Origin of the sequence: Streptomyces pactum, from assembly GCF_002005225.1 — a bacterium.
In the GTDB taxonomy this organism is placed as follows: Bacteria; Actinomycetota; Actinomycetes; order Streptomycetales; family Streptomycetaceae; genus Streptomyces; species Streptomyces pactum_A.
The window spans coordinates 4,997,035-5,022,163 of sequence record NZ_CP019724.1; the positions used below are offsets into that span (position 1 = coordinate 4,997,035).

The following is a 25,129-nucleotide window of genomic DNA, read 5'->3' on the forward strand; positions in this document are numbered from 1 at the left end:
CTCCTCTGCACCCCTTGTTTTCAGATGTGCTTGTCGTAAGGCTTCGTACAGCGCCCTCGTGGCCCCCTCCACATGAGCCGGGCGGATGGGACGCGGACGGGAGCGGTCGTGCAAGCACCTAAGGATCGGATGCCCGCGAAGGAGCGGCGGGCGATCTTCATTTCTTATCGACGTTCCGACTCTGCTCCGTGGACCGGACGGCTCGCTGCCGACCTGCGGAGGTATTTCGGAAAAGACCGGGTCTACCTGGACATCGATTCGAACCTGCCCGCCCGGGACTACGTAGTGGAGTTGGAGCAGGCGTTACTCGCGTCTCGCGTGGTGATCGCGGTCTTAGGGCCTCAGTGGCTGGGTAGTCCGAACGACCGGGGCCAGCGGCGGCTGGATGACCCAGGCGACCTGGTACGCGTCGAGCTGGAGACCGCTCTCCGGAACGGTAAGGCTCTCATACCGGTGCTCGTTGGAGGGGCGGTGATGCCGCCTGGGCACGAAGTACCTCCCTCGATCGAAACGCTCTCACACCTGCAAGCCGTCAGACTCGCTGATCCGGACTGGCCATACGACTTCGGCCGGCTCCTGGAGACCCTTGAGCGGCACGCGGTACTTCCCGCTTCTGAAGCAGATACAGCTCCTCCCAGCGAGTCGACGATCCTGACCACCAGGCGCTACGAGCGCCGGCTGCAGGCTACCCGGCGTCGGGCATTCGACGCGCTGACGGGGGCCGTCGAGTTGTTGCGTTACCCAATCGTCGAGGTGAGACCGGAAGCTGCGATGGTGGCCTTCGACGCTCGTCGTGGCGGCGCGGTTTTCGCGGAGGTCGTCGATGCCGACCCGGGTCACTCGACCGTGGTGCTGAAGCTTCCTTCTGTCAAGACTGGGACGGTTGCCGGCGCTTCCGCCGCGTTGGCGATTTTTACCAACGGCTTCTCTTTGGCAGCTCTACCTGCCCTTCTGGCATGGCAACGCCGCTTCGCTGTCGGCTTTTTCGATAACGTTGAGGGCGTCTTGGAGGGACGAGGAGTCGGCGAAGACTCTTCGCTGCTGCCGGGCGTCCATGCGTGGCGCAACAGACGCCGAGAAGTATGAGCGCCCACCGCAGAAGGCTCGCCCCTCCTGCGGAGCCCGGGCGAGCAGTGGTGCATGTCGGCACCGCACGGCGTGCTGGGGAGGGCCCTCCCGCTACCGGGCGCGTGGGCGGCGCCGAACCCGAAGGCGGCTGTCCGCGTTGAGATGGCGCTTCCTCAGGTTCGTCCGGGAGGTCGGTCTGCTGCTGTCCGCTCTACGGATCTTCCCTCTCCTCACGTACGTCCTTCTCGACCAGCGGGCGGGGAGTGCTCGACCAGCGGGCGGGGAGTGAGAGCTGCGGTGGTGGTCGCGGTACAAGCGGCTCCGCACCAGTCTGGACTGCGCTCAGGTCATCGACTCGATACTCGCGTCGGACGCCTCGTCCTGTCTGATGCTGCGGACGTTTCGGCCACCAGCGGCGGATGGTGCACGTGGTCAAGGTGTGGTCGACCGTCCTGACTCGTCGGGGCATCATCGGCACGAAGCTGTACGACGGCGCTCTTGCGCAGACTTTGGCCCAGTCCCGCCACCAGTAGGGACTGGACGAACCGCCCCGGACGCTGCGACCCTGCTCGTTCGCTGAGGGCCTCCCGTGGGCCATTTCCCGAAGGCTCCGAGTCGCGGCTCTTGCTGGCAGTGAAGTCGAGCCCTGAATGTCCTTTGAGGTTGGTCAAAGGCGTCCGGTGTTTGCATGAGTTTGTGTCGTATGGCTAGCTCGTTGTGATCGTCTGCATTGAGGTGAACCGATGGCCGTGTTCCACCCAGCTCATCGTCACCTCGAGTTGGGGAATGCGTTCCCGGGTGAATAGCGACACTGGCAGTGACGCCAACGGTATGGCCACTTTGCGGCCTGCCTCCAGGCCGTGCATCGGTTCGCGGTGGGTAACCAGCGGCGAGGCGAAGAAGCCATGCTTGAAGGTGAACCGCACGGCCTCGGCCGCGCCGGTTCCGGTGTTCTCGATGACCAGCAGCACCCGCTCGCCCTTCGTGTCGGCGCGCACCTCCATGCCGGCCACGAGCCTGGCTGCTGGCTCTGAGGCGGTCGTGGGGTTACCGGCACGTTCGGGGCCGGCGCCGAACCGGTCGTGCAGCACTCGGGTCAGGTGGTCGTAAGTGAGGGCGCCGAATTCCTCCGGTGAGTCGAAGGTACGTACCAGCCCGGCCTTTTCCATCTGGGACTGGAACGCGCGTACCTTCGTGAGCTGGTCGACGTCGACGTCGCTCGGCAGCGGCCGGGTGCTGAAGTACAGCAGTACCGGCCGCCCGGCCTCGTGCAACGCCGTGATCTCCTCGACGGTGCCGCTGTCGTGGGCGGCGGTGGGGGTGCCCATCCGGCTCCAGAAGATTCCCACCAGCAGGTCGGCCCGTCCGGTCATCTGGTCGTTGATGGCCGCCTGCGCACCGTTGGTGTGCAGCAGCGGTGCGCTGTCGTACTCCCACATGAGCGGGAGCAGGACGGTGCGCTCCCGCTCGGCGTGGGCGGCGTTCCATCGGTAGCACTGCTCACGCATGAACGCGCGCTCCGCGACGACGTCACCCGGCGAGGCGACCATGACGCGGATCACTCGGGCGTCGAACGGCACGGCTCTCCCTATGGGGATTGGGTCGTCGAATCGGTTCCGACCTGTTGTTCACCGCACCGGCTGCACACCCGCGTGGGTCGGCCCCGGTGCCCCAGCCCCCAGTCACCCCACGAGTGCAGGACCTGCACCGTGACATCGCTGGTCTCCGTGAAGACCCCGCACCGGGTGCAGAGCACGGCGGAGTGGCACGGCCCGAGACCTGAGCGGTCGGGAATCAGGGACGTATCCGTCGGTCGGATCCGATCGTAGTGTTCCTCGAGATACGCGATCTCGTACTGGTGCTCCTGAAAGTAGGCGCCACGGCACTTCCAACCACACCGCTGACAGACCTGCATGACCTCACACGACCGTTCCCGAACATAGACGGTCGAGCCGAGTTGATGCCGTTCCTGTGTCTCGACTCGCGCGCAGCGCTGGCAGGTCCGGGTTGCCTCGCACGAGTCGGGTCCGCCCAAGTAGGTCCATTCGCCGGGCCGGTGACGCTCCTTGGTGGATACATCGCCGCATCGCCGGCACGTACGACGCGCCTGGCAGGAGCCGTCCGTCACGTACCCCCACTCGCCGACGTGCATCCTCGCCCGGCATTTCATACGGCCGAAGCCGGCTCGCAGACCCTTGAGCATCTGTCTCCCTCGCAGTAGCCGGCCCGTTGACGATGTCCGAGTCGGGGTGACGGTAGAAGCAATGCCGTGAGGTTTGTCCTCCAGCCCGGGTGTCAAGCAGCTTGAGGAAGTCGACGTAGAGGGGCAGAGCTCCGCGTGGAACGGCGTCGACCAAGACACCGGTCTCGCGAAGAGTCCCGTTGGTTCAGTCTGGCACGCCCGCACGTGCTTGTGCAGGTGGAAAAGCTTGCCTTTCAGGGGACTTGGGCGAAGCGATGCGGGCCGTGGCCTCCGACGGGCGACCGATCCACAAGTCCGCGTACTGCTGTTGGATCTGGCCGCCGGAGTACTCGATGATGTACTCCGGGATGGAGTGGGCGCCAAGGAATCCGGTGACCTCCGCGACGCTGGAACTCAGCAGATTTTGAGTTCCTGGCCCCGCCGGGTGAGCGGCGCGGTCAGAATCGCGGTGAGCGCCCGTTCCGACCACGCCAACCTGAGACGCGATCATGAACCGTGCGTCCGTGGTATGTATAGCGATGAGATTTTCGTGCGGCGCGTCGGTGAGTTGCGCGAACCTCTATGCTACTGCCTTGTCGAGCCCGGTGGCCAAATGATGCGGACGTCCATACCCCGCTGCCGGGCATAGGCCACGATGTCGGCGGTGCCGCCTTTCCCGCCCGCTGGTCTGCCGTCCCAGACTGCCAGCAGGATATCGCTCTGATCAGCTACCTCTTGCCCTGCGGCCAAATACGCGTCTTCACCAGCCGTAGAGAAGTCCATCTCTGACCGAGAGGTAGCGAGCTGGAGTAGAGAATTGTAGGCCGATCGCGCTTCGTTGCTTCGGAAGCTGCTTTCGTAGTCTTTGCTCGGGATGACAACATGCAACCGTCCTCCTCTGGCCAGCATTGCCAGCGCGAAAGCCTGGTCTGCCCCCTCTGCGAGGCACGTCACCCCCAAGACGTCTTCTTGCAAGTCGCTCAGCTCTACCATCATGGCTTCGACGACACGCTGCCGTGTGGCGACGCTCAACGTCTGGTGTCCTGTACACCCGATGCGTTTCATAGCACCTTCCGCTTGGCTAACTTCCAAAAGTACCGGCCCATAGGAGTCAAATAGACCTCTCCGCTTTCCATGGCTACCCAGTAGTGATCACGTTTACCGTCCGTGGTGACAAGGTTGGCGTTGCGCAACCGGCCGAAATAGTCGAATTGTTGCTGTTTTGGAGTGCCTGGAGTTCCGGGAGGCAGAGGTCTCCCTTCACCCTCGTGTTCTGGGCTCAGGCGTACTCGACTGTCTGCTTCAGGGAAGTGGGCAGGCAACTTTCGCAGCATGGTGGCGTCCAGCCATGGCGGGCCGATACGCAGAACAACGGGCTCGGTGAGGTTCGCCTTGAAGACCGGGCGCTGCTGCCACGCGTCAAAGGCCGGACTTATGAACCCGTACAGGCTGAGCGCAGTGACCTTTCCTAGGTGGTCCGCGGCTCCTCCTTCGAGTCCGTCAAGGAGGACGCGGGTGAAGGCACCGTGTCCCTCTACCTCCTGCGATGCTTCGATTCCGCGGCTTGCGGCCATAATGGTGACGTTCTCCCGCAAGATGCTCTTGTTCAGGCGGAAGTTCTCCGAAACGGCTGCAGCTTGCTGCCCTGGTGTATTTCCCAGATCTCCGCTGAAGCAGCAGTCGAGTATCAATGTGACACTACGGGCGGGGGAATCATTGGCAAGAGTGATCAGGTCGTTCATCGATACACCCAGCGTATGGTCTGTAGCGTCCTGGGTGACCAGATCAGCGCCCCAGGGCGTCTGAGCCCCGTGGCCAGCGAAGAAGAAGAGCAAGTCCGTGTCACGAGCATTAGCGAACAGCTTGGTGAGAGCGTGACGCAGACCGTCCCGCGTGACCTCAGGACTTCCCTCCGCTCCTGTGATCAATTGAGTGCGCCAGTTTGGGCTGTCATCAGCGTTGGCAGAGAGCAGCTTTTCGAGCGCTGTCGCATCTGCGACGCAGCCTCCCAGAGATTGACCCTCCGGATAGTGGTCAATGCCTACGATGATGGCCCGCTTCATCCGTTCTTGCCCTCACCCGTCATCTGCCGAACCGTCGCGGCGATGCGGCCCCACTTCCATGCCATGGTGCGGTTCTGCTGCGAGCCGGCCGGCGGGGTGCTGCCGGTTCCGGCGCCGTCGACGCAGACACCGAAGACGGGGACCAGTAGTTCCTTGGCCATGGCGATCTCCTTGGCCACACCAGTGGCAGTCGCCATGTGTCGGCCCACCAGAACGATGCACATGTGGGTGTCGGCCATCTTCTTCTGCGGTTCGTCGTGATCAAAGTCGAAGCTGAGGAATGCGCGCGGATTGGCCATGTTTCTTCCTTGCTCCGGAGCAGGATCGAAGGAGTCTCACACTAGGCGACGGGTATGACAGCGCGGCGGCGTTTTATGACTTTGATCTGCCTCCCGGCGTTGATGGCCGAACACGTCGCCGGCCGCCGGGAGTGTCTGGTGGCTTCCTTTGTGGTCAGCGATCGTGCATGTGGTCAGCGATCGTGCAGCACAGAGGTCGTATCGACATCCACGGGCCTGCCGTGCGCGTCGGTGGGACGCAGCTCTGGGAGCGGGAGACCGCTTTCATCAACGAGAACTGAGTGAGTTTCATCTGGCGCGAAGGCGTGCCGTTCGCCCCACTGACGCGCAGCCACGATGACGGTGAAGAGGTCTCGGCCCGCCTCTGTGAGGACGTAGTTCTGTCGCCGCCCCGTCGGGGCGGTCTGCCGATCGAGGAGCCCTCGTTCGACCAAGCGACGCAGCCGGTCGGTGAGGATGTTGCGCGCGATTCCCGTGCGGTGTTGGAAGTCGGTGAATGCTCGCGCACCGTCCATCGCGTCACGAATGATCAGCAGGCTCCATCGATCTCCGACCAGGTCGAGGGTGCGCGCGACGGGGCAGGCGGGGTCGGTCCAGGACATCCCCTCGGCATGGGGCGCTGTGCGAGCCATCACTCCTCCTGAAGAGTTGCGGATCGAAACCATTCTGCCGTACCTTCATTTTGGTTGCAATTTGCTACTCATTGGAGGGGTGTTGGTGAGTCTTACGTCTGGCCGGAGGGTGCTGTTCGCCGTGATCTGCGCGGTCGCGGTCGCGACGATCTACGTTGCGCAACCCGTACTGGCCCAGATCGGCGACGACCTGGGCCTGCCGGAAGCCGACTTGGGATGGATCGTCACCACGGGGCAGCTCGGCTACCTGATCGGCTTGGCCCTTCTTGTGCCTCTGGGGGACATGTTCGACCGGCGCAAGCTCATTGCCGGGCATCTTCTCCTCGCTGCGGTTGGCATGGCCCTGACCGCAGTCGCTGCCCATCTATGGCTCCTGCTTGCCGGGCTGGCCACCGCAGGCTTGTTCGCGGTCGTCGTTCAGACCACTGTGGCCTTCGCCGCCGACCTGTCCACGGCAGCGGAACGCGGCCGCACACTCGGCGCCGTTACCTCCGGTGTCATCATCGGCATTCTCGGAGCGCGCGTGCTCGCGGGCAGTCTCGCTGCACTCTGGGGATGGCGAAGCATCTACGTGGTATTCGCCGTGCTCCTCATCGCGCTCACCTGCTTCGTGCTGAAGCTCCTGCCATCCGACCCGCACGCCGTCCGGGCCACTTATGGCGCGGTGCTGATCTCGCTGGGGCGCCTGTTCCGTGAGCGCCTGTTCGTCTCGCGGGGACTGATTGCATTCTTCCTGTTTGCTTCCTTTGGCGTGTTGTGGAGCGGCCTGGCTCTGCCGCTCGCAGCCGAGCCATGGCACCTGAGCACCACTCAGATCGGCCTCTTCGGGATCGCCGGGCTCGCCGGGGCGCTGGGCGCCGCTCGAGCCGGGCGGGGGGCCGACGCCGGCCGCGTCGACGTCATCACAGGCGGTGCACTTGTGCTCCTGGCCGCTTCATGGTTGGCGACCGGACAAGCGTCCTGGTCGCTCTGGGCGGTCGTCGCCGGCGTGATCGTCCTCGACTTCGCGGTGCAGGCAGTACACGTCAGCAATCAACACCTGCTCACGGCCGCATATTCACACCAGACGAGCAGCGTCATCGGCGGCTACATGCTTTTCTACTCCTTCGGCTCCGCCGTCGGAGCAACCGGCACCACCGCGGTGTACTCCGCCACAGGGTGGGCTGGATCCAGTCTCCTCGGCGCCGCCTTCGCCCTCTGCGCACTCATGATCTGGGCCGTCAACCGACAGGCAGCCACCGACACGCAACGAGACGTGCTCGTGTAACTGCCTCGTCCTGTCCCGCGAAGCCCCGACCAGAAGTGGTCGGCATCCCGGATCGCATATGAGCTCCAGGCCGAGGGGCACTCGGTCAGCCGTCGCACCGTATCGCGGCTTCTGCTCGCCCTCGGACTGAACCGGCGCCGATTCATCGACCCCAGCGGCGACACGAACCGGATACCGCGGAAGATCACCACCAGTCGCCCTGGGCACATGGTTCACATCGATGTGAAGAAGGTCGGCCGGATCTCGGACGGCGGCGGCTGGCGAGTCCACGGACGCGGAAGCTCCCAAGCCAAGACTGTCGAGCGTCGCAAGAACAGAGGTGCACGCGGCGGCTACGTCTACCTCCACTCCGCCGTAGACGGATTCAGTCGACTCGCCTACACCAAAGCACTGCCCGACGAAAGATCCGCTACCGCCGTTGCGTTCCTCCACCGGGCGAGAGCCTGGTTCGCAGCCCACGGCATCACCTGCATAGAACGCGTCGTCACGGACAACGGTGCTTGCTACCGGGCCGGCACGTTCGCCAGGTCCCTGCTCGGCGCGCGCCACCAGCGCATCACGCCGTACACGCCTCGCCACAACGGCAAGGTGGAGCGCTACAACCGGATCATCGCCGAAGAGTTCCTCCACGCCCGCAGATGGCTTTCCGAGGACCAACGCCGTGACGTCCTCGGCGTCTGGAACATCCACTACAACTACCACCGGCCCCACGGGGCAGCAGGAGGAAATCCACCAGCCCAGCAACTACGCGCAGGCGTAACCAACGTCCTGGCCTCATACAGCTAGCCTCCGGGCACGAAACGCGGCATCCATGGTTCGGCTTCGCCCCTCGATCGAGCACCTGTGCGCGGCTGCTTGAACTGCACTGGACCTGTACGGGACAGGGCTGCAGCTCTGTAGGCTCCTCGAAGACAGGTCCTGAGCGTTGTCACGGCAATCGCCAGGACGTGGATGACCGGGGAAGGATGCGCCATGGCCGATTCGCCCAGTACCCCCCGCTCAGGTGGCCAGCCACAGACGGAGCCGTCGGGTTCATCCGATTCGCGTGGTCACAAACCTACGAGGCAGCCGGGGCGGACCCCTGCGCCGCCTCCTCCTCCGCCTCCCGCTCAGGGTGGGGGTAACTGACGAACATGGTCACGATCCGGCGGGCCGAGATGCATGCCGCCCCCCACGGGAAGTCCTGCACTCCGGTCGCGCCGGGCGCGCGATACTTCAACGGTTCCACCAACACCAGGTCCCTATCTGGGGAGTCGTCTGAGCTGACGTTGAACGACGCCTGCCGCCCCTCAATGTAGGAGCCGTCTTCCAGGACGCAGCCGACGATGGGGTCTTCACCGGGGAACCAGCGGTCGAACATGACCCACCACGCCGACATCACGGATGCATGAGGCCGCTTCCCTGTGACGGCTGCGGCCGCGGCCGCCAGTGCACATGAGAACAGCAATAGACCGCCGGCCCACCAGCCGAGTTGGACATACTGATCGCGGGCATAGCTGCCTCCTTCTCGCACGAGGCGGCCGACGTCTGGCGTCAGGTCGGGCATGAGGCCGCGCACTGCCGCGAAAAGCGCGAGTGTCACCAGTTCGGTGAGAACGCTGCAGAACACCACCGCTCCGGTCTCCCGGAAAGGCGTAGGCCGGTGCTCGCTGCCCCGACGCTCGCGGATGGTGACGAACGTCAGTCCTGGTAGCAGCAGGACGACCAGCAGCATGAGACCGGTGAAGGTAGTGGGCACAGCAGGGCCCTTCTCGCCGTGGATGAACGAAGACAGTCGGACACCGTACAAGCTCCCGCGAGGCGTTCGAGGATCTCGCTCAGATCCCCTGGAAGGGCCGCGAGCACCGTGCACGCCGCAGGGTGATGAAGGCGGCCGTCGCGGAGCCGGAGCCCTGCCGTCGTATCGTGGGCCCGGCCACGCACCAACGCCTCCGCTCCACGCTGAGGGCCGCGCTGAACGCTGCGATCCCCCAGCCGCTCATCACCTTCGATCCGGCGGCGCACGTCGAGTTGGACCGCGGGCAAGCGACCCAAGGCTCTCGTGTGGACCCCGGAGGCCGATCTCGCCATCGCCGAGGCCGCAGCCCGGCTCGTACCGCGCGCCCGCGCCACCTCCGAGAACACTGCGTCGGAAGCGGAGGTCGAGCCCGACGACGCGGAGCATCCCGGCCCGGAGCCCGTGCCGGATGAGGCTGATCCGCTGGGAGAAACTCCGGAGATCAACTCTCCGTCCGCTCACGCACCGCTCACGCAAACGGCCCCGGACGAGAAGTCCGAGGCCGATCAGAGCCCCTCCCTGGAGGAACCCCCAGGTCAGAGACTTGTTGCGTTGTGCCCCCGGCAGGATTCGAACCTGCGACACCCGCTTTAGGAGAGCGGTGCTCTATCCCCTGAGCTACGAAGGCGTGCGGTGCCGTGTTGTGACACCGCGCCGCACGCCAGTGTAGCGGGTGGGGGACTTCGGTGGAGGTGGACGTGATCACGGGCCGGGGTGGTGCCTGGCCGGGTGCACTCGCGTGGCGTGGCGTGGCGTGGTCAGGTCAGTGTCGGGTCGACCGCGTGAGCGCACCCCAGATCTCCTCGGTGGGGACCTGCGGGTGCTGGGCGGTGGCCGGACCCGGGACCGGCTGAGGGGCGGTCCGGCGTCAGGTCGTCGGCACCTTCCGGAAGCGGCCCGCCACACGAAGGTCCGCCTCGATGTGTGCGGCGGCCTCCTTCAGGGGCGGAAGGATCTCCGTCACGCAGTCCGCCGCCGTGCGGCGGGCCGCGTGCATGGCGACGTTCACCGCGGCCACCACCCGGCCCGTGCGGTCGTGGACCGGCACCGCCAGGGAGCGCAGGCCGGCCTCCAGTTCCTCGTCGATCAGGGCGTAGCCCCGGGAGCGGACCTCCGGCAGGGCGAGGAGGACGCGGCCCGGTGACGTCGCGTGGGCGGGGAGCCGGGTGCCGAGTGTGATGTGGGCGCTCATGACGCGGCTCGTCGACGCGCGGGCCGTGTACTGGACCTCCTCGCCCGAGTCCGACAGGACGGCCAGCGCGGCCGATTCGTGGACGCGGTCGGCGAGGGCGGTCAGGTGGTGCTGGGCGATCTGGGGGAGGGAGGTGCGGGACAGGGGCGGGAAGCCGAGGGAGAGGACCCGGGGGGTGAGGGTGAAGGTGTGATCGGGGTTCTGCCGTACCAGGCCCGCGTGTTCGTGGGTGATCAGGGCCCGGCGGGCTGTCGCGCGGGCCAGGCCCGTCGCCTTGGCGACCTCCGTGAGGGTCAGCGCGCTGCGGCCTTCGCCGAACGCCGTCAGTACGGTGAGGCCGCGGGCGAGGGATTCGACGAACTCCCGGCCCAGTTCGTGTTTCGACGCGGTCGTCCAGGCGGCCAGGCCCGAGCGGGGGGTGCCCGGTTGGGGCGGTGGGGCGGTGCGCAGGTCGTTCTCCATCAGGGCGACCGTCGAGCGCAGGCGGGGAAGCAAGGTGGTGCGCAGGTCCTCGGCCGTGTGGCGGCTGGTGTGGCTCACCACGCTGGCCACGCATGCCACCCGGCCGGTGCCGGGGTCTCGTACCGGGGCCGAGACCGCGACCAGGCCCGGCTCGATCAGTTGGTCGTCCAGGGAGCAGTCGTCGGCCGCGGCGGCGGCCGTGCGGCGCTTGAAGTCCTCGCCCTCGTCGTCGCCCCCGTCGTCGGCGCCCTCGCCCTGGGGGGTGCGGTCGCGTGGGGGGACGGCGGGGAAGGTGCGGTCCTGCGGGTCCGCCGCCCGGCGGTCGTGCCAGTGGCGCCAGTCGGTCTCCGTCCACTCCGTGGCGAACAGCGGGCCGGGCGCGGTGCGTTCGGCGGGCAGCAGGTCGCCGATGCGGAAGCTCAGGGACATCGCGCGGCGGCGGGTGGCCTGGTGGATGAACCGGACACCGTCCCGGTCGCCGACCGCGAGGGAGACCGACTCGTCCAGTTCGTCGGCCAGGGCGTCGGCACGGGCGGACAGGAGGTCGGGGAGGCGGAGGGCGGCGAGGTAGGCGTTGCCGAGTTCCGTCAGGCGGGGGGCGAGGGTCACGTCGCGGCCGTCCAGGCGGACGTACCCCATGTGGGCGAGGGTCGCCGTGACCCGGTCGACCGTGGCGCGGGCCAGGCCGGTGGCCTTCTCCAGTCGACTGAGGCTGAGGGTGCCGTCGTGGCCCGCCTCGGTCAGCCGCCGCAGTACGGCGATGCCGCGCAGCAGCGGTGCGACCGCCTCGGCCGGCGGGACGGTCGGTGGAGTGGTCGGGGGAGCGGTCGGTGGGGTGGTCGGGGGCGCCGCGGCCGGCGGGGCGGTTCGGGATGCCGCGGTCAGTGGGACGGGCCGAGGTGCCTCGGCCGGCGGGACGGCCTGGGACGCCTTAGCCGGGTCGCGGGTGCCGGTGTTCTCGGCGTCCGGTGCGGCGGCGGCCTCTCCGTGGGCGGCGTCGTTCGTGGTGTTGGCGGGCATCGGCTCTCCGGTACGGCGGTCGCGGCAGGCCTACCGTAATGCCGCCGCGGGTCGGGGCCGGCCGTCACCTGCGGGTGACCCGCACCTGGTGATCGCCCTTCAGGCCCGCTCCGGACACCGCGATCGTGATGCCCCGGCGCGGATCCTCGAAGGTCTCGCCCGGGGTGAAGGCGGCGTCCGACAGTTCGGCGTGGACGTTCGGGCTGCGGGTGCAGCCGCCGCTGTCCCGGCGGGAGTCGAAGACCGTCACCGGGCCCATCCCGGTGTCCACGTCCGCGTCGACCTTGTAGATCAGCACACCCGGCCGGCACACCGTCTCGTCGTTGCCCTCGCGGGTGCGCAGTTCCACGGCGTAGCCCGACGTGCCGTCCAGCGGTACGACCACCAGCTTGTCGCCGCCCTCGCGGGCCAGCGGAGTCAGCGTGTACTCCGTCGTTCCGGTCGCCGGGGAGCAGTGCACCTGGGAGGGATCCAGCCAGCCCAGCTTCCATTTGTGCCAGCCGAGGAGGTCGTTGTTGGCGCCCCAGTCCTCGCTCATGATGTCCCAGTGGCCGACGGCTCCTCCGCCCTCCTGGGTGTAGAGGTCCGGGAGGCCGAAGACGTGACCGTTCTCGTGGGGCAGGACCCGGTAGCCGGTCTCGCCGTAGGAGCCGGAGCCGTCGTCCTGGCGGGAGTAGACGAAGGACGCGTTGGCCACCGGGACGCCGTCGGCGACCGGGGCCTCGGCGTTGCCGGCGAAGGTGACGGACAGGACCGTGTCCAGGGCCGAGGGGCCCGCGTTGGGCGTGACCAGCACGTTCAGGAGGTCGTACGACCGGAAGTCCACCTTCGTGTCGGCCGCCGCCACCAGGTCCTGGACCAGGTTCCGGTAGCCGGGGTCGAAGGGGGCGCCGCGCTCTATGCCGTACTCGGCGAACGGCTTCGGCATGCGCAGCCAGTCCCGGATCGGCGTGTCGGGGCGGTAGTCGAGGCGGCCGTAGGAACTGGTGCGGAACCATTCCTCGGTCTGCGGGAAGAACTCCGCGTAACGGTCGAGCGCCCTGCCCTCGCCGGGCGCGTCCGAGAAGTCGATCATCAGGGTGAGGGCGCGCACGGTGCCGGTCGAGCGGGCGTAGCCGGCGGAGGTCGGGACGCCCTCGGACATCTGGATCTCGGGGCCGCCGCTGATCATGCAGGGGCCGTGCGCGGAGGAGCGGGAGAGGCCTGCCGGGCCGGGGCCCGCCGCCGTGGTGCCCGGCGCGAGCCGGCCGGTGCCGGCCGAGGTGCTGACCGCGAGGGTCACGACGGTGACGGTCGCGATCGCGGCCAGCCGGCGCGGGCGTATCCGACGGCGCGGCGGCTGAGCCTGCGACTGCGGCTGCATGCAGACCTCCCGGACCACGGCAGCCGCCGGACACCGGCTGCACCCTTGCGATCACCCTGTGCGGAGGGGTGGGCGGGCGCGCGCTGGAGGAGCCGATAGTGGGTTTCTCGCCGGTAGCCGCCGACCGGGGGAGAGCGCCGGCGGAACGTCGTTCCGCGGGCCGGTGACGCCTCCGGAGGTATGTGACGCAGGTCACGGTAGATCTCTTCGGGTTCGGGAAATAACCGGGGATCGTTTCCCCGTTTAGCCCTGTGTCCGAGCGAAACGGGGATTCCCTCCCCGGATCGCCCAGTCAAGTCATCCGAGGAGTACGCCGTGCAGACCGCAACCCCCGAGCAGCGCAAGGTGGCCCGGCCGCGCGCCGACGCTCTGCGTAATCGGGAGCGGATCGTCACCGCCGCCCGGGAGATGTTCGTCGAGCACGGGCCCGACGTGCCGCTCGACGACGTCGCCCGCCGGGCCGGCGTCGGCAACGCCACGGTGTACCGCAACTTCCCCGACCGTGATGCCCTCGTCCGCGAGGTCGTCTGCTCGGTCATGGACCGTACGGCACGGGCGGCCGAGCTCGCTCTCGCGGAGACCGGCGACGCCTTCGAGGCGCTGGAGCGCTTCGTGCACGTCTCCGCCGACGAGCGGATCAGTGCCCTGTGCCCCATGGTGTCCAGCACCTTCGACCAGCACCATCCCGACCTGGAAGCGGCGCGTGAACGGGTCGAACGGCTCGTCGCCGAGGTCATGGACCGGGCGAAGGCGGCCGGTCAGCTCCGCACCGACGTGGGCGTGGGCGATCTGATGATCGCCGCGGCCCAGCTCAGCCGGCCTCCGGCCGGTACGGGGTGTCTGAGCGCCGACCGGTTCGTCCACCGCCACCTGCAGCTTTTCCTGGACGGGTTGCGGGCCCCCGCCCGCGCCGACCTGCCCGGCACGGCCGTGACCCTGGAGGATCTGCGCCGGCCCTGCGACCAGTAGTCACGTGAAGACGCTCACCCGGTCACGCGACGACACTCAGCCAGTCACGTGAAGACACTCACCTAGTTACGCCAAGACACTCAGCCAGTCACGTGAAGACACTCACCTAATTACGCGAAGACACTCACCGCCCGTCAGAAGACTCACCGTCCGGCCCGCAGGACGGCGGCTCCCGTAGTCGTCGCCCGGGTCCAGTCGTCCCTTTGCTCACCTTTTTCCGTCACGAAGTCCCGAAGTGGGTATCCCCATGTCTGAAACAGCCGTCAAGGCTCCCGGCGTCCCGGACGCCGGCCGCTGGAAAGCGCTCGTCTTCATCGCGCTCGCCCAGCTCATGGTCGTCCTCGACGCCACCATCGTGAACATCGCGCTGCCCTCCGCCCAGCAGGACCTCGGCATCTCCGACGGCAACCGGCAGTGGGTCGTCACGGCCTACGCCCTCGCCTTCGGTGGCCTGCTGCTGTTCGGCGGCCGGATAGCCGACCTGTGGGGCCGCAAGCGCACCTTCGTCCTCGGTCTGGCCGGCTTCGCCGTCGCCTCCGGGCTCGGCGGCGCGGCCACCAACGAGGCGATGATGTTCGGCTCCCGCGCCCTCCAGGGTGTCTTCGGCGCACTCCTCGCGCCCGCCGCGCTCTCCCTGCTCGCCGTGATGTTCACGGACGCCAAGGAGCGCGCCAAGGCCTTCGGTATCTACGGTGCGATCGCAGGTGGCGGTGGCGCCGTGGGACTGATCCTCGGCGGATTCCTCACCGAGTACCTGAACTGGCGCTGGACGTTCTTCGTCAACATCCCGTTCGCGATCGTCGCCGCGGCCGGTGCGTACCTCGTCATCCGTGAGCCGCAGGGCAGCCGCAACCGCTCGCCGCTCGACATCCCCGGCGTGATCCTGTCCACCCTCGGCCTGGTCGCGCTCGTCTACGGCTTCACCCGTGCCGAGTCCGACGGCTGGAGCGACGCGGTGACGGTCGGCATGTTCGTCGGTTCCGCCGTGCTGCTGCTCGCCTTCGTGCTGGTCGAGTCCAGGGTCAGGGCCCCGCTGCTGCCACTGCGCGTGATCACCGAGCGCAACCGGGGCGGGATCTACCTCTCGCTGGGCCTGGCGATCATCGCGATGTTCGGCCTGTTCCTCTTCCTGACGTACTACCTGCAGATCGTGAAGGGGTACTCGCCGGTGAGGACCGGCTTCGCCTTCCTGCCGATGATCGCGGGCATGATCACGGGCTCCACGCAGATCGGCACCCGCCTGATGACCCGGGTCGCGCCCCGGCTGCTGATGGGCCCCGGCTTCCTGGTCGCCGCCGTCGGCATGCTGCTGCTGACCCAGCTCGAGATCGACACCTCCTACGCCGCCGTGCTGCTGCCCGGCATGCTGCTGCTCGGCCTCGGCATGGGTACGGCGTTCATGCCGGCCATGTCCCTGGCCACCATGGGTGTGGAGCCGCGTGACTCCGGTGTCGCCTCGGCGATGGTCAACACCTCGCAGCAGGTGGGCGGCGCGATCGGTACGGCGCTGCTGAACACGATCGCCGCCTCGGCGACCACGTCCTACGTCGCCGACCACATCGGCGGCGCGGCCTCCCGGTCCCAGCAGCGGCTGGTCCAGTTGGAGGGGCAGGTGCAGGGCTACACCAGCGCGATCTGGTTCGCCGTCGGCATCCTGGTCGTGGCGGCCGCCATCGCCCTGACCTTCGTCAACGCCGGCCGCCCGGGCGGCACCGCCGTCACGGGTTCCGGCTCGGGCGACGCGGTCGAGGACGAGCTGCCGGTGCCGGTCGTCGCCCACTGACGACGTCGGACGCGGTACCCCCTCGGGCCCCTTGTTCCACCCGTGCGCGGGGGGAGGGGACGCCTCTCGCGCACGCTTCCCAGGACCTGTCCTGGCTGCCCCGGCCGCGTGCTCAGCGCAGCCAGGGCAGGTCCGCACCCGCTTCGCTCGGCTGAAGTCCCTCGGCGACGATCCGCATGATCTCGCCGAGGGACTTCTGCTGTTCGGGGGTGAGCCGGTCGAACACGGCCTGGCGCACGGCGTTCACATGGCCCGGCGCGGTCCGGCTCAGCACCTCGTACCCCTCGTCCGTGAGGATCGCGAACTGGCCGCGCTTGTCGGAGGGGCAGTCCTCGCGGCGCACCCAGCCGTTCTTCTCCAGGCGGGCGACCGCGTGCGAGAGTCGGGAGCGGGTGATCTTCGCGTACCGGGCCAGCTCCGTCATCCGCAGCCGCCGTCGCGGTGACTCGGCGAGCTTGACGAGCAGGCCGTAGTAGACGTGCGGCATGCCCGCGTCGCGCTGGAGCTGACGGTCGAGGTGGTCCTCGAGGAGGGTGGCGGCCTCGATGTAGGAGCGCCACACGCGCTGTTCCCCGGCGCTGAGCCAGCGGGGTTCGTCGGCGGGGGCCGGGATGGGTGCCGTGTTCATGTATCCCATCGTACGGAAACACTTCTTGAACATTAAACAAAATGGGGTCGGACTACAGCGGCTTCTCGTACCAGGCCACGTCCCAGTACCGGCCGAACTTGCGGCCCACCTCGCGGAACGTCCCGGTGTGCCGGAAGCCGAAGCGCTCGTGCAGCCGGGCGGAGGCGGCGTTGGGCTGCGCGATGCCCGCGTAGGCGCGGTGCAGGTCCTCGCCGGCCAGGGCCTCGAAGAGGGACGCGTAGAGAAGCGTCCCGATGCCGCGGCCGCCGGCTCGCGGGGCGACGTAGACGGTGGTCTCCACCGAGGTCCCGTAGGCGGGCTTCGCGCGATAGGGGCTGGATGTGGCGTATCCCAGAAGTTCCCGTGAGTCCGCGTCCGTGGCAACCCTCAGCCGGTGCGGGCCGTCTTCAGGGTGGGAGAGCAGCCAAGGGCGGCGCTCCTCCGGGGTGAACGGATCGGTGTCGAACGTGATGGGCGTCTCACGTACGTAGTGGTTGTAGAGGTCGGTGAGGGCCTTGAGGTCGTCCTCGATTCCGGGCCTGACCTGGACCTCTGTATGTCCCGACGGCATCGTGCCTCCTCATGCGGCGGCACAGGGTACTGCATGATCAGAAAAATCGGCGGTCGGGTTGGGAATTCTGTCCGGATTCCAGTCGTTGTTTCCATCGGATGCAGGGCACCCGAGGAGAGTCCGGGGAGGGACCGGAGGCCGGATCCGGGACCGACGAACCGGAGACGACCGAGGACGACAACCCCACACGGTGCCCGACGTCCACAGGACCACCCGCTGAACCACCATCGCAAGGGAGCACGCATGGCAACCCGTGCCGTCGCCCGTCGTAAGTCCGCCACCGGCGAGACGGCCGACGCGGCAACCAGCGTCCGCGCAGGCAGCGGCGAGCTCGCCGACCGCGATCTGGTCGGCATGTACCTCGACGAGATCGCACGGACACCGCTGCTCGACGCCGCCAAGGAGGTCGAGCTGTCCCAGACCATCGAGGCGGGTGTGTTCGCGCGGCAGGTCCTCGAAGGGTACGAGGAGACCGGGGCGGATGCCACCCGGGAGGAGCTCGAGACCCTGATCGAGGAGAGTGAGCGGGCCAAGGACGTCTTCATCCGTTCCAACCTCCGCCTGGTGGTCGCGGTCGCCCGCCGCTACCCGCGCAGCGGTCTGCCCCTCCTCGACCTCATCCAGGAGGGCAACGCCGGTCTGGTCCGCGCGGTCGAGAAGTTCGACTACCGCAAGGGCTTCAAGTTCTCGACGTACGCGACCTGGTGGATCCGTCAGGCCATCACCCGGTCGATCGCCGACCAGTCGCGCACCATCCGGCTGCCCGTCCACCTGGTGGAGGAGCTGGGCCGGATCCGCCGCGTGCAGCGCGAGTTCAACCGCGAGCACGGCCGTGAGCCGGAGCCCGCCGAGATCGCCGCCGAGCTCGGTTCGACGCCCGAGCGCGTCACCGACGTGCTCGACTGGGCCCGCGACCCCGTCTCGCTGAACATGTCGGTGGACGACGAGGGCGAGACGCAGTTCGGCGACCTGCTGGAGGACACCTCCGCCGTGTCGCCCGAGCAGTCGGTGATGACGCTGCTGCGCAGCGAGGAGCTCGACGACCTCATCGGCCGCCTCGACCCGCGCACGGCCTCCATCATCAAGATGCGGTACGGCATCGTCGACGGCCGCGAGCGTACGCTGACCGAGGTCGGCAAGGAGCACGGACTCACGCGCGAGCGGATCCGGCAGATCGAGAAGCACGCGCTGCTGGAGCTGAAGAAGCTGGCCCGTGACACCGGCTTCGAGGCCGCGGCGTAAACGGGTCGCGGGACGGCGGTAGCCGCGCGGGAAGCGTGCGGGACGGCGGTACCCGCGCGGGATGCGGCACGACCCGGTCGGCATGGCCGGGTCGCCACCGGCCGGCGGTCGGCGGCCGTGATGTGGGGGCGTGACGTGGGGGCGTGACGTGACGTGTGGGGCGTACGCCGGTGGCCGAACCCCCGCGCAAACATGGCCGTACAACGCTGCTTCAACCGGCGCGGGCCGGGAACAAGAACACCGGGCCCACCGGTTCGGGCCCCGGAGCACCGATCCTCGAGCGGGCCACACCCCCTTGACCACGTCCCGACGCACTCCCCCCGGCGCCGGGACTTCCCCGAGCCGGGCTCGGCGCCTCTCCCCCCGGGGCGCCGCAGCCCGGCTCCTTGCGTGCCCTCGCGCGGCGGGGGCGGGTACCGGCCGCGCGGCCGCAGCGGACCGGGGAGGCGGGGCACCCCGAACCTGAACCCCGGGGTGGCCCGCCGAATGGCAGATTGTGCCACAGCGGCATAGCCTGCCGAAGTGAGCAGCACCATCCCAGCATCGTCGGCGGTCCCTGCATCCGGTCCGGCGCCCGTCTCATCGTCGGCGGTCCCCGCGGCCGGTCCGGCGCCCGTCTCCCTGACCGAGCGGCGCAAGGCCGAGACCCGGATGGAGATCGCCCGCGCGGCGGCCCGGCTCTTCGTCGGCCAGGGCCTGCGCGCCACCCGCGCCGAGGACATCGCCAGGGCCGCGGGCATCGCCCCGCGCACCTTCTACCGCTACTTCGCGACCAAGGAGGAGGCCGTCGCCCCGCTCTACGCCCTGGGTGCCGAGCGCTGGGCGCAGGCGGTGCGCGAGGCCCCGGCCGAACTGTCCCCGCCCGAAGCCCTGGAGTACGCCGTACGGCACACGCTGACGCCGGGCGCCGGGGTGTCGGCGCCCTCCTGGGAGTGGGCCCGCACGCTCATCCGCCTGGCCGAGACCAGTCCGGCGCTGCGGAAGGTGTGGGCGGAGGTCTGCCAGACGGCGGAGCGGGGGCTCGTGGAGGCGCTGGCCGTGCGGATGGCGCGGGGGGACGACAACGTTGCCGCGCGGCTGAAGGCGTCTCCCGGGCTGCACTTCGCGGCTGCTGTGGCGGGTGCGGCGGTGCGCGTGGCGGTGGAGCACTGGGCGGCTGCCGCCGGGGGTGTCCCGTCCGGGGCGGCTGCCACCGAGGGTGTCCCGTCCGAGGGTGTCCCGTCCGAGGGTGCCTCGGGCGAGGGCGCCTCGCCCGGGAGGGCGCGGAGCCCTCTGGAGCTGGCCTTGCGGAATCTCCAGGTGTTGCGGGGGATCGCCTGGGAGGGCGGCGAGGGCGGTCCTGCGGGGTAGCGACGGGGCGCGCACTTCGTGGCGCCGGTTGCCGGGCCGGAGGAGGGCGAGGTGCGGAGTCCGGCCGGGCCCGGAGTGTCGCCGGGGCCGGGGGATGGCCGGAGCGTCCGGGGTGTGGGCCGGAGGATGACTGGAGCGGCCCGGGCGAGGGTCGGGGGGTGGCTGGAGCGTCCGGGGTGTGGGCCGGACGTTGGCTGGAGCGGCCCGGGCGAGGGTCGGGGGGTGGCTGGAGCGTCCGGGGCGAGGGTCGGAGGCTGGCCGGCTCCGAAGGGTGTTTCTGGGGCCGAGGATTGACCGGTGCGGCCGGGGGTTGGGGGCGAGGTCGGCCGGTGCGGTCGGGGCGAGGGTCGGGGGATGACCGGAGCGGCCATGGCGTGACCGGAGGGTGGCCGGGGCCCGTCACCCGTCTCCTGCCGCCCTCGCCAGCCTCGCCCCCAACCCCCGTACGCACTCGACCAGTTCCGCCGGCTCCCGCACCCGGAAGTCCACCCCCAGCATCGCGAGACGTACCGCCATCCACTCCACCGCGTCGGACACGGTCGCCCGCAGGACGCACGACGCGCCGTCGTCCGCCGCCTCCGGCGTTCCGAGCCACTGCGGCAGCCGCGCCGCGACGGCCTCGACCGGCGCGTCGAAGGCGACCACGATCTCGTACGAGTCGCCGCGCCGCTGCATCGAGCGCCGCAGGTACTCCGCCGCGCTCCCGGTCGGCAACTCCCGCGGGGCGAACCGCGCACCCGTGGCGAACGGTTCGCTCACCCGGTCGACCCGGAAGGTCCGCCAGTCGTCCCGGTCGAGGTCGTAGGCGACCAGGTACCAGCGGCGCCCCGTCGACACCAGCCGGTACGGCTCCGTCACGCGCCGCGACTCGGTGCCGTCGCCCGCGCGGTAGGCGAACCGCAGCCGCTCCCGTCCGGCGACCGTGGAGGCCATGACGGTGAGCGTCTCCGGCGCGATGCTCGGGCCGTCCCCGCTGGTCAGCGGCGTCGTCGCGGCCTGGAGGGTGGCGACGCGGTGGCGGAGGCGGCCCGGTAGTACCTGCTCCAGCTTGGCCAGCGCCCGTACCGACGCCTCGTCCACGCCCTCGAGCGCGTGACCGGCGCCGGCGCGCAGCCCGACCGCGATGGCCACCGCCTCCTCGTCGTCGAGGACGAGCGGCGGCATCGCCTTGCCGGCCACCAGCCGGTAACCGCCGTCGGCGCCCATCGTCGCCTGCACGGGATAGCCCAGCTCGCGCAGCCGGTCGATGTCCCGCCGGACCGTGCGGCGGGAGACCCCGAGCCGGTCGGCGAGCTCGCCGCCGGGCCATTCGCGGGGCGTCTGGAGGAGGGAGAGGAGCGTCAGGAGCCGGGCCGGAGTGTCCGTCGTCATGAGTCAGAGGATGCCGCACATCTAGGACGCGACCTGTCCTACAAAGCCCATAGCTTTCCTTCCATGACCTCCACGCACACCCCCGAACGCCCGTCACCGGATCAGCCCGCCGCGGGCGACCGCCGTCGCTGGTTCGCCCTCGCGATCGTGATGACCGCGGCCTTCATGGACCTGGTCGACGTCACCATCGTCAACATCGCGATCCCGTCGATCCGGCACGACGAGGGCGCCTCCTTCAGCCAGATCCAGTGGATCACCGCCGGTTACGCCCTTGCCTTCGCCGCCGGCCTGATCACCGGCGGGCGGCTCGGCGACATCCACGGCCGCAAGCGGGTCTTCCTCGTCGGCATCGGCGGCTTCACCGTCGCGTCCGCGCTGTGCGGCCTCGCCGTGAACCCGGAGATGCTGGTCGCCTCCCGCATCCTCCAGGGCGCCATGGCGGCGCTGATGGTGCCGCAGGTGCTGTCGATCGTGCACGCGACCTTCCCGGCGCACGAACGCGGCAAGGTGTTCGGGCTGTTCGGCGCGATCGTCGGTCTGGGGGCCGTCTCCGGACCGCTGCTGGGCGCCCTGCTCACCGAGTGGAACCTCTTCGGACTCGAGTGGCGGCCCATCTTCCTCATCAACCTGCCGGTCGGCATCGCGGGACTCGTCCTCGGCAGCCGCTTCATCACCGAGTCCAAGGCGCCGCGCGCCCTCAAGCTGGACCTGGTCGGAGTCGCCCTGGTCACCCTCGGTCTGCTGATGCTGGTCTACCCGCTCACCCGGGGCCGCGAGCTGGGGTGGCCGCTGTGGGGGTACCTCTCGATGGCGGGCGCGTTCGTCGTCCTCGCGGTGCTGGTGGCCTACGAGCGGCGGAAGACCGCGCGGGACGGTTCGCCGCTGGTCGAGCTGTCGCTGTTCAAGGTGAAGAGCTTCGCGGCGGGCATCGCCGTGCAGACCGTCTTCGGAGTCGCCCTCGGCATCTTCTTCCTGGTCTGGACGCTGTACATGCAGGAAGGGCTCGGCTGGAGCCCGCTGCGGGCCGGCCTGACCGGCGTACCGTTCTCCGTCGCGGTCTCCGTGGCGGCGGGCCTGTCGGTGCAGAAGCTGGTCCCGCGCTTCGGGCGCAAGGTGCTCCAGGCGGGCGCGCTGGTGATGGCGGCCGGGGTGCTGGTCTACATCTGGGAGTCCGAGCGGTACGGACTCGGCATCACGTCCTGGCAGATGGCGCTGCCGCTCGTGGTCATGGGGCTCGGCATGGGTCTGATCGTCGCCCCGCTGACCGACGCGGTGCTGTCCCAGGTGCCGCGTGAGCACGCCGGGGCCGCGTCCGGGCTCATCAACACCGTGCAGCAGATGGGCAACGCGCTGGGGCTGGGGCTGGTCTCGGTGGTCTTCTTCGGCACGATGAGCGACCACCTGACGCCGTCCCGGATCGGTGCCGCCTACGCGGACGGCTTCCAGAGCGCGCTGGGCTGGGTGGCGGGGGTGCTGGGCGTCATCTTCCTGCTGATGTTCGCGCTGCCCAAGCGGCCGGCCCAGCATGTGGAAGGGGCTCAGGCGGAGGAGCGGGCGGAGGAGAAGGAGCCCGCGCTGGTCTGAGCCACCGCGCTTGACGAGGAGGCAGGGGCGGGTCCGGTACTTCGGTGCCGGGCTCGTCCCTGTTCGTGCGCAGCCCGTGCTCCCCGAGCAAGCCCCGAGCAGGCTCCGAGCAGGCTCCGAGCAAGCCCCGAGCAGGCTCGGGGTGGGTCCCGAGCAGGCTTCGACTGCGTCCCGAGCAGGCTCCGGGTGGGTCCCGAGCAGGCTTCGACTGCGTCCCCAGCAAGCTCGAGTGCGTCCCGAGCAAGCCCCGAGCAGGCGTCGAGTGCCTGTTGAGCAAGTCCCGGGAAGTTTCGGGCGAGCCTTGAGCGGGCCCCGGGCCGCCCTGGGTGAGCCCCGGGGGCTTCCGCACGTTCCGGAAGGCCAGGGTGGGCCGAGTCGGAATGCCCGTTCATGCTTGCTTGAGTCCGAACGTTTCTGTTTCCGGTTTACATACCCGAAAACCGGGCGTAGCCTCCGAGTGAAACCACAGGTTCGGGCACGGGTCGGAGGTGAACGGTCATGTACGCACCGGAGCGGCAGCAGGAAATCCTCCGGCTCGCCCGGGACGGCGGCCGGGTCGACGTGGTCTCGCTGGCCGAGGAGTTCGAGGTGACCGCGGAGACCATCCGCCGTGACCTCAAGGCACTCGACCGCGCCGGTCTGATCCGCCGGGTGCACGGCGGCGCGATCCCCGCCGGCCGGCTGGACTTCGAGCCGGACCTCGCCGAGCGCGAGTCCACGGCCGCCGACGAGAAGGACCGGATCGCCAAGGCGGCCCTGGCGGAACTGCCGACCGAGGGCACGATGATCCTCGACGCCGGTTCGACGGTGGCCCGCATGGCCGCCGCGCTCCCGCCGGAGACCTCGCTGACCGTCGTCACCCACAGCCTGCCCATCGCGGCCCGCCTCGCCGACCACCCCGGCATCCAGCTCCACCTGGTCGGAGGGCGCGTCCGGCACCGTACGCGCGCCGCCGTGGACGCCTGGGCGCTGCGCGCGTACGGCGAGATCCGCGCCGACGTGCTCCTGGTGGCGGCCAACGGCTTCTCCGTGGAGCACGGTCTGACCACCCCCGACCTCGCCGAGGCCGCCGTCAAACGGGCCGCCGTCGCCGCCGCCCGCCGCGTGGTGCTGCTGGCCGACTCCTCCAAGCACGGCCAGGAGCACTTCGCCCGCTTCGGCGCCCTGAGCGACGTGGACCTGCTGATCACCGACAGCGGGATGAGCCCCGAAGACGCCACCGCCATCGAGCGGGCCGGCACGGAAGTAGTACGCGCATGATCCTCACGGTCACCCCCAACCCGTCTCTGGACCGCACCTACGAGGTCCCCTCCCTCGACCGTGGCGAGGTCGTCCGCGCCACGGGCGAGCGCGTGGACCCGGGCGGCAAGGGCGTGAACGTCTCGCGCGCGGTGACGGCGGCCGGCCGGCGCACCGTCGCGGTACTGCCGCTGGGCGGCCCGTCCGGCGCGCTCGTCACCGAACTGCTCGACGCCCAGGGCATCGAGGTCGCGCCGGTGCCGATCGCCGGGGTCACCCGGGCCAACATCGCGCTCGCCGAGGCCGACGGCGTCCTCACGAAGATCAACGCGCCGGGCCCCGAACTCACGGCGGCCGAACGCGAACTGCTCCTGGAGACCGTACGGCGGCAGTCGCCCGGCGCGGACTGGATCGCCTGCTGCGGCAGCCTGCCCCGCGGACTCGCCCCCTCCTGGTACGCGGCCCTGGTCGCCCGGGCGCACGCCGCCGGCGTCCGCATCGCCCTGGACACCTCCGGGCCCGCCCTGCTCCAGGCGCTGCGTGAGCGGCCCGACGTGGTCAAGCCGAACGCGGAGGAGCTCGCGGAGGCCGTCGGGCGCCCCCTGTTCACCATCGGCGACGCGGTGAAGGCCGCCGAGGAGCTGCGGGAGCTGGGCGCCCGGTCCGTGCTCGCCAGCCTGGGCGCCGACGGACAGCTCCTCGTCGACGACGCGGGCACCTGGTTCGGCAGCGCCCGCGTGGACGCGGTACGCAGCAATGTCGGCGCCGGCGACTCCTCCCTCGCCGGTTTCCTCGTCGCCGGGGGCGCGGGGCCCGGGGCTCTCGCCTCCGCCGTCGCGCACGGCGCCGCCGCCGTCCGACTGCCCGGCAGCGTGATGCCGACGCCGGCCGACCTGGACCCGGGCGCGGTGACCGTCACGGCGGAGGTGCCGGCGGACCGTGCGCTGAAGGAGCCGGCGTCGTGAACTCCTCCCCGCGGCTTCCCGGTCCCCCCTTCGGGCGTCCTGCCGACTCCGCCTTCTCCGGTTCTCCCCCCGAAGCCGTCTCCAGCCCCCACCGCAGTGCCC

20 protein-coding genes, 1 tRNA gene and 1 pseudogene are annotated in these 25,129 nt (G+C 69.4%); 10 read left to right on the forward strand and 12 right to left on the reverse strand.

Annotation, left to right across the window (positions count from 1 at the left end):
- Window positions 1–129: 129 nt before the first annotated feature.
- Window positions 130–1,086 carry a toll/interleukin-1 receptor domain-containing protein gene (locus B1H29_RS21310; protein WP_055417410.1) on the forward strand — a complete coding sequence of 319 codons (957 nt, stop codon included), beginning with the start codon at window positions 130–132 and terminating at the stop codon, window positions 1,084–1,086.
- Between the two features lie 689 nt (window positions 1,087–1,775).
- On the opposite strand, the gene B1H29_RS21315 is transcribed toward B1H29_RS21310, so the two are convergent.
- The 5 genes from B1H29_RS21315 to B1H29_RS21340 form a co-directional block, all read right to left on the reverse strand.
- On the reverse strand, window positions 1,776–2,648 hold the full coding sequence (locus B1H29_RS21315) for a hypothetical protein (protein WP_055417409.1): 873 nt from the start codon (window positions 2,646–2,648) through the stop codon (window positions 1,776–1,778).
- A 1,187-nt stretch (window positions 2,649–3,835) separates the two neighbouring features.
- Window positions 3,836–4,315 carry a hypothetical protein gene (locus tag B1H29_RS21325; protein ID WP_055417407.1) on the reverse strand — a complete coding sequence of 160 codons (480 nt, stop codon included), beginning with the start codon at window positions 4,313–4,315 and terminating at the stop codon, window positions 3,836–3,838.
- A complete protein-coding gene (locus B1H29_RS21330; RefSeq protein WP_079160365.1) occupies window positions 4,312–5,313 on the reverse strand; it encodes a caspase family protein in 1,002 nt (333 codons plus the stop codon). Before B1H29_RS21330 ends, B1H29_RS21325 begins: the two co-directional genes overlap by 4 nt.
- Window positions 5,310–5,612 (reverse strand): TIR domain-containing protein, encoded by a 303-nt coding sequence (locus tag B1H29_RS21335; protein ID WP_055417406.1) that lies wholly within the window; start codon window positions 5,610–5,612, stop codon window positions 5,310–5,312. The genes B1H29_RS21330 and B1H29_RS21335 overlap by 4 nt, the downstream gene beginning before the upstream one ends.
- Window positions 5,613–5,785: 173 nt before the next feature.
- Entirely contained in the window at window positions 5,786–6,244 is a 459-nt protein-coding gene (locus B1H29_RS21340) for a winged helix-turn-helix transcriptional regulator (protein ID WP_055417405.1), read from the reverse strand.
- Window positions 6,245–6,353: 109 nt separating this feature from the next.
- Here B1H29_RS21340 and B1H29_RS21345 point away from each other — a divergent pair, with 109 nt between their 5' ends.
- Together B1H29_RS21345 and B1H29_RS21350 are read left to right on the forward strand one after the other, a co-directional pair.
- Window positions 6,354–7,511, forward strand: a complete 1,158-nt coding sequence (locus tag B1H29_RS21345) for an MFS transporter (protein WP_234392966.1) — start codon at window positions 6,354–6,356, stop codon at window positions 7,509–7,511.
- A gap of 33 nt (window positions 7,512–7,544) precedes the next feature.
- A pseudogene (locus B1H29_RS21350) lies at window positions 7,545–8,297 on the forward strand (integrase core domain-containing protein); the annotation flags it as partial.
- Window positions 8,298–8,568: 271 nt separating this feature from the next.
- Here the strand turns inward: B1H29_RS21350 and B1H29_RS21355 are convergent.
- The 4 genes from B1H29_RS21355 to B1H29_RS21375 form a co-directional block, all read right to left on the reverse strand.
- The gene (locus tag B1H29_RS21355) at window positions 8,569–9,363 is read right to left on the reverse strand and encodes a DUF6338 family protein (RefSeq protein ID WP_348273493.1); all 795 of its coding nucleotides are present in this window, start codon (window positions 9,361–9,363) and stop codon (window positions 8,569–8,571) included.
- A 480-nt stretch (window positions 9,364–9,843) separates the two neighbouring features.
- Window positions 9,844–9,916 (reverse strand) — tRNA-Arg (locus B1H29_RS21365).
- A 240-nt stretch (window positions 9,917–10,156) separates the two neighbouring features.
- Window positions 10,157–11,962, reverse strand: a complete 1,806-nt coding sequence (locus B1H29_RS21370; RefSeq protein ID WP_234392965.1) for an IclR family transcriptional regulator domain-containing protein — start codon at window positions 11,960–11,962, stop codon at window positions 10,157–10,159.
- Between the two features lie 64 nt (window positions 11,963–12,026).
- Window positions 12,027–13,325, reverse strand: coding sequence for a M6 family metalloprotease domain-containing protein (locus B1H29_RS21375; RefSeq protein ID WP_055417403.1), 1,299 nt, complete (start codon window positions 13,323–13,325; stop codon window positions 12,027–12,029).
- Between the two features lie 315 nt (window positions 13,326–13,640).
- Here B1H29_RS21375 and B1H29_RS21380 point away from each other — a divergent pair, with 315 nt between their 5' ends.
- On the forward strand, window positions 13,641–14,294 hold the full coding sequence (locus B1H29_RS21380; RefSeq protein ID WP_199832298.1) for a TetR/AcrR family transcriptional regulator: 654 nt from the start codon (window positions 13,641–13,643) through the stop codon (window positions 14,292–14,294).
- A 247-nt stretch (window positions 14,295–14,541) separates the two neighbouring features.
- Window positions 14,542–16,077, forward strand: coding sequence for an MFS transporter (locus B1H29_RS21385; protein ID WP_055417401.1), 1,536 nt, complete (start codon window positions 14,542–14,544; stop codon window positions 16,075–16,077).
- 112 nt (window positions 16,078–16,189) lie between these two features.
- Here B1H29_RS21385 and B1H29_RS21390 read toward each other — a convergent pair whose 3' ends face one another.
- Window positions 16,190–16,714, reverse strand: a complete 525-nt coding sequence (locus B1H29_RS21390; protein ID WP_409350901.1) for a MarR family winged helix-turn-helix transcriptional regulator — start codon at window positions 16,712–16,714, stop codon at window positions 16,190–16,192.
- A gap of 43 nt (window positions 16,715–16,757) precedes the next feature.
- Window positions 16,758–17,276 carry a GNAT family N-acetyltransferase gene (locus B1H29_RS21395; RefSeq protein ID WP_055417400.1) on the reverse strand — a complete coding sequence of 173 codons (519 nt, stop codon included), beginning with the start codon at window positions 17,274–17,276 and terminating at the stop codon, window positions 16,758–16,760.
- Between the two features lie 243 nt (window positions 17,277–17,519).
- Here B1H29_RS21395 and B1H29_RS21400 point away from each other — a divergent pair, with 243 nt between their 5' ends.
- Both B1H29_RS21400 and B1H29_RS21405 read left to right on the forward strand, forming a co-directional pair.
- Window positions 17,520–18,518 carry a sigma-70 family RNA polymerase sigma factor gene (locus B1H29_RS21400; protein WP_055417399.1) on the forward strand — a complete coding sequence of 333 codons (999 nt, stop codon included), beginning with the start codon at window positions 17,520–17,522 and terminating at the stop codon, window positions 18,516–18,518.
- Window positions 18,519–19,040: 522 nt separating this feature from the next.
- Window positions 19,041–19,868, forward strand: coding sequence for a TetR/AcrR family transcriptional regulator (locus B1H29_RS21405; protein WP_079160366.1), 828 nt, complete (start codon window positions 19,041–19,043; stop codon window positions 19,866–19,868).
- A 399-nt stretch (window positions 19,869–20,267) separates the two neighbouring features.
- Here B1H29_RS21405 and B1H29_RS21410 read toward each other — a convergent pair whose 3' ends face one another.
- Window positions 20,268–21,239 carry a helix-turn-helix transcriptional regulator gene (locus tag B1H29_RS21410; protein WP_055417397.1) on the reverse strand — a complete coding sequence of 324 codons (972 nt, stop codon included), beginning with the start codon at window positions 21,237–21,239 and terminating at the stop codon, window positions 20,268–20,270.
- Window positions 21,240–21,302: 63 nt separating this feature from the next.
- Between B1H29_RS21410 and B1H29_RS21415 the strand changes: the two genes are divergently transcribed.
- The 3 genes from B1H29_RS21415 to pfkB all read left to right on the forward strand — a co-directional run bounded on the left by B1H29_RS21415 (window position 21,303) and on the right by pfkB (window position 25,027).
- Window positions 21,303–22,823 carry an MFS transporter gene (locus tag B1H29_RS21415; protein ID WP_055417396.1) on the forward strand — a complete coding sequence of 507 codons (1,521 nt, stop codon included), beginning with the start codon at window positions 21,303–21,305 and terminating at the stop codon, window positions 22,821–22,823.
- 498 nt (window positions 22,824–23,321) lie between these two features.
- Window positions 23,322–24,083, forward strand: a complete 762-nt coding sequence (locus B1H29_RS21420; RefSeq protein WP_055417395.1) for a DeoR/GlpR family DNA-binding transcription regulator — start codon at window positions 23,322–23,324, stop codon at window positions 24,081–24,083.
- Window positions 24,080–25,027 (forward strand): 1-phosphofructokinase, encoded by a 948-nt coding sequence (pfkB, locus tag B1H29_RS21425; protein WP_055417394.1) that lies wholly within the window; start codon window positions 24,080–24,082, stop codon window positions 25,025–25,027. The genes B1H29_RS21420 and pfkB overlap by 4 nt, the downstream gene beginning before the upstream one ends.
- The last annotated feature ends 102 nt before the right edge of the window (window positions 25,028–25,129 follow it).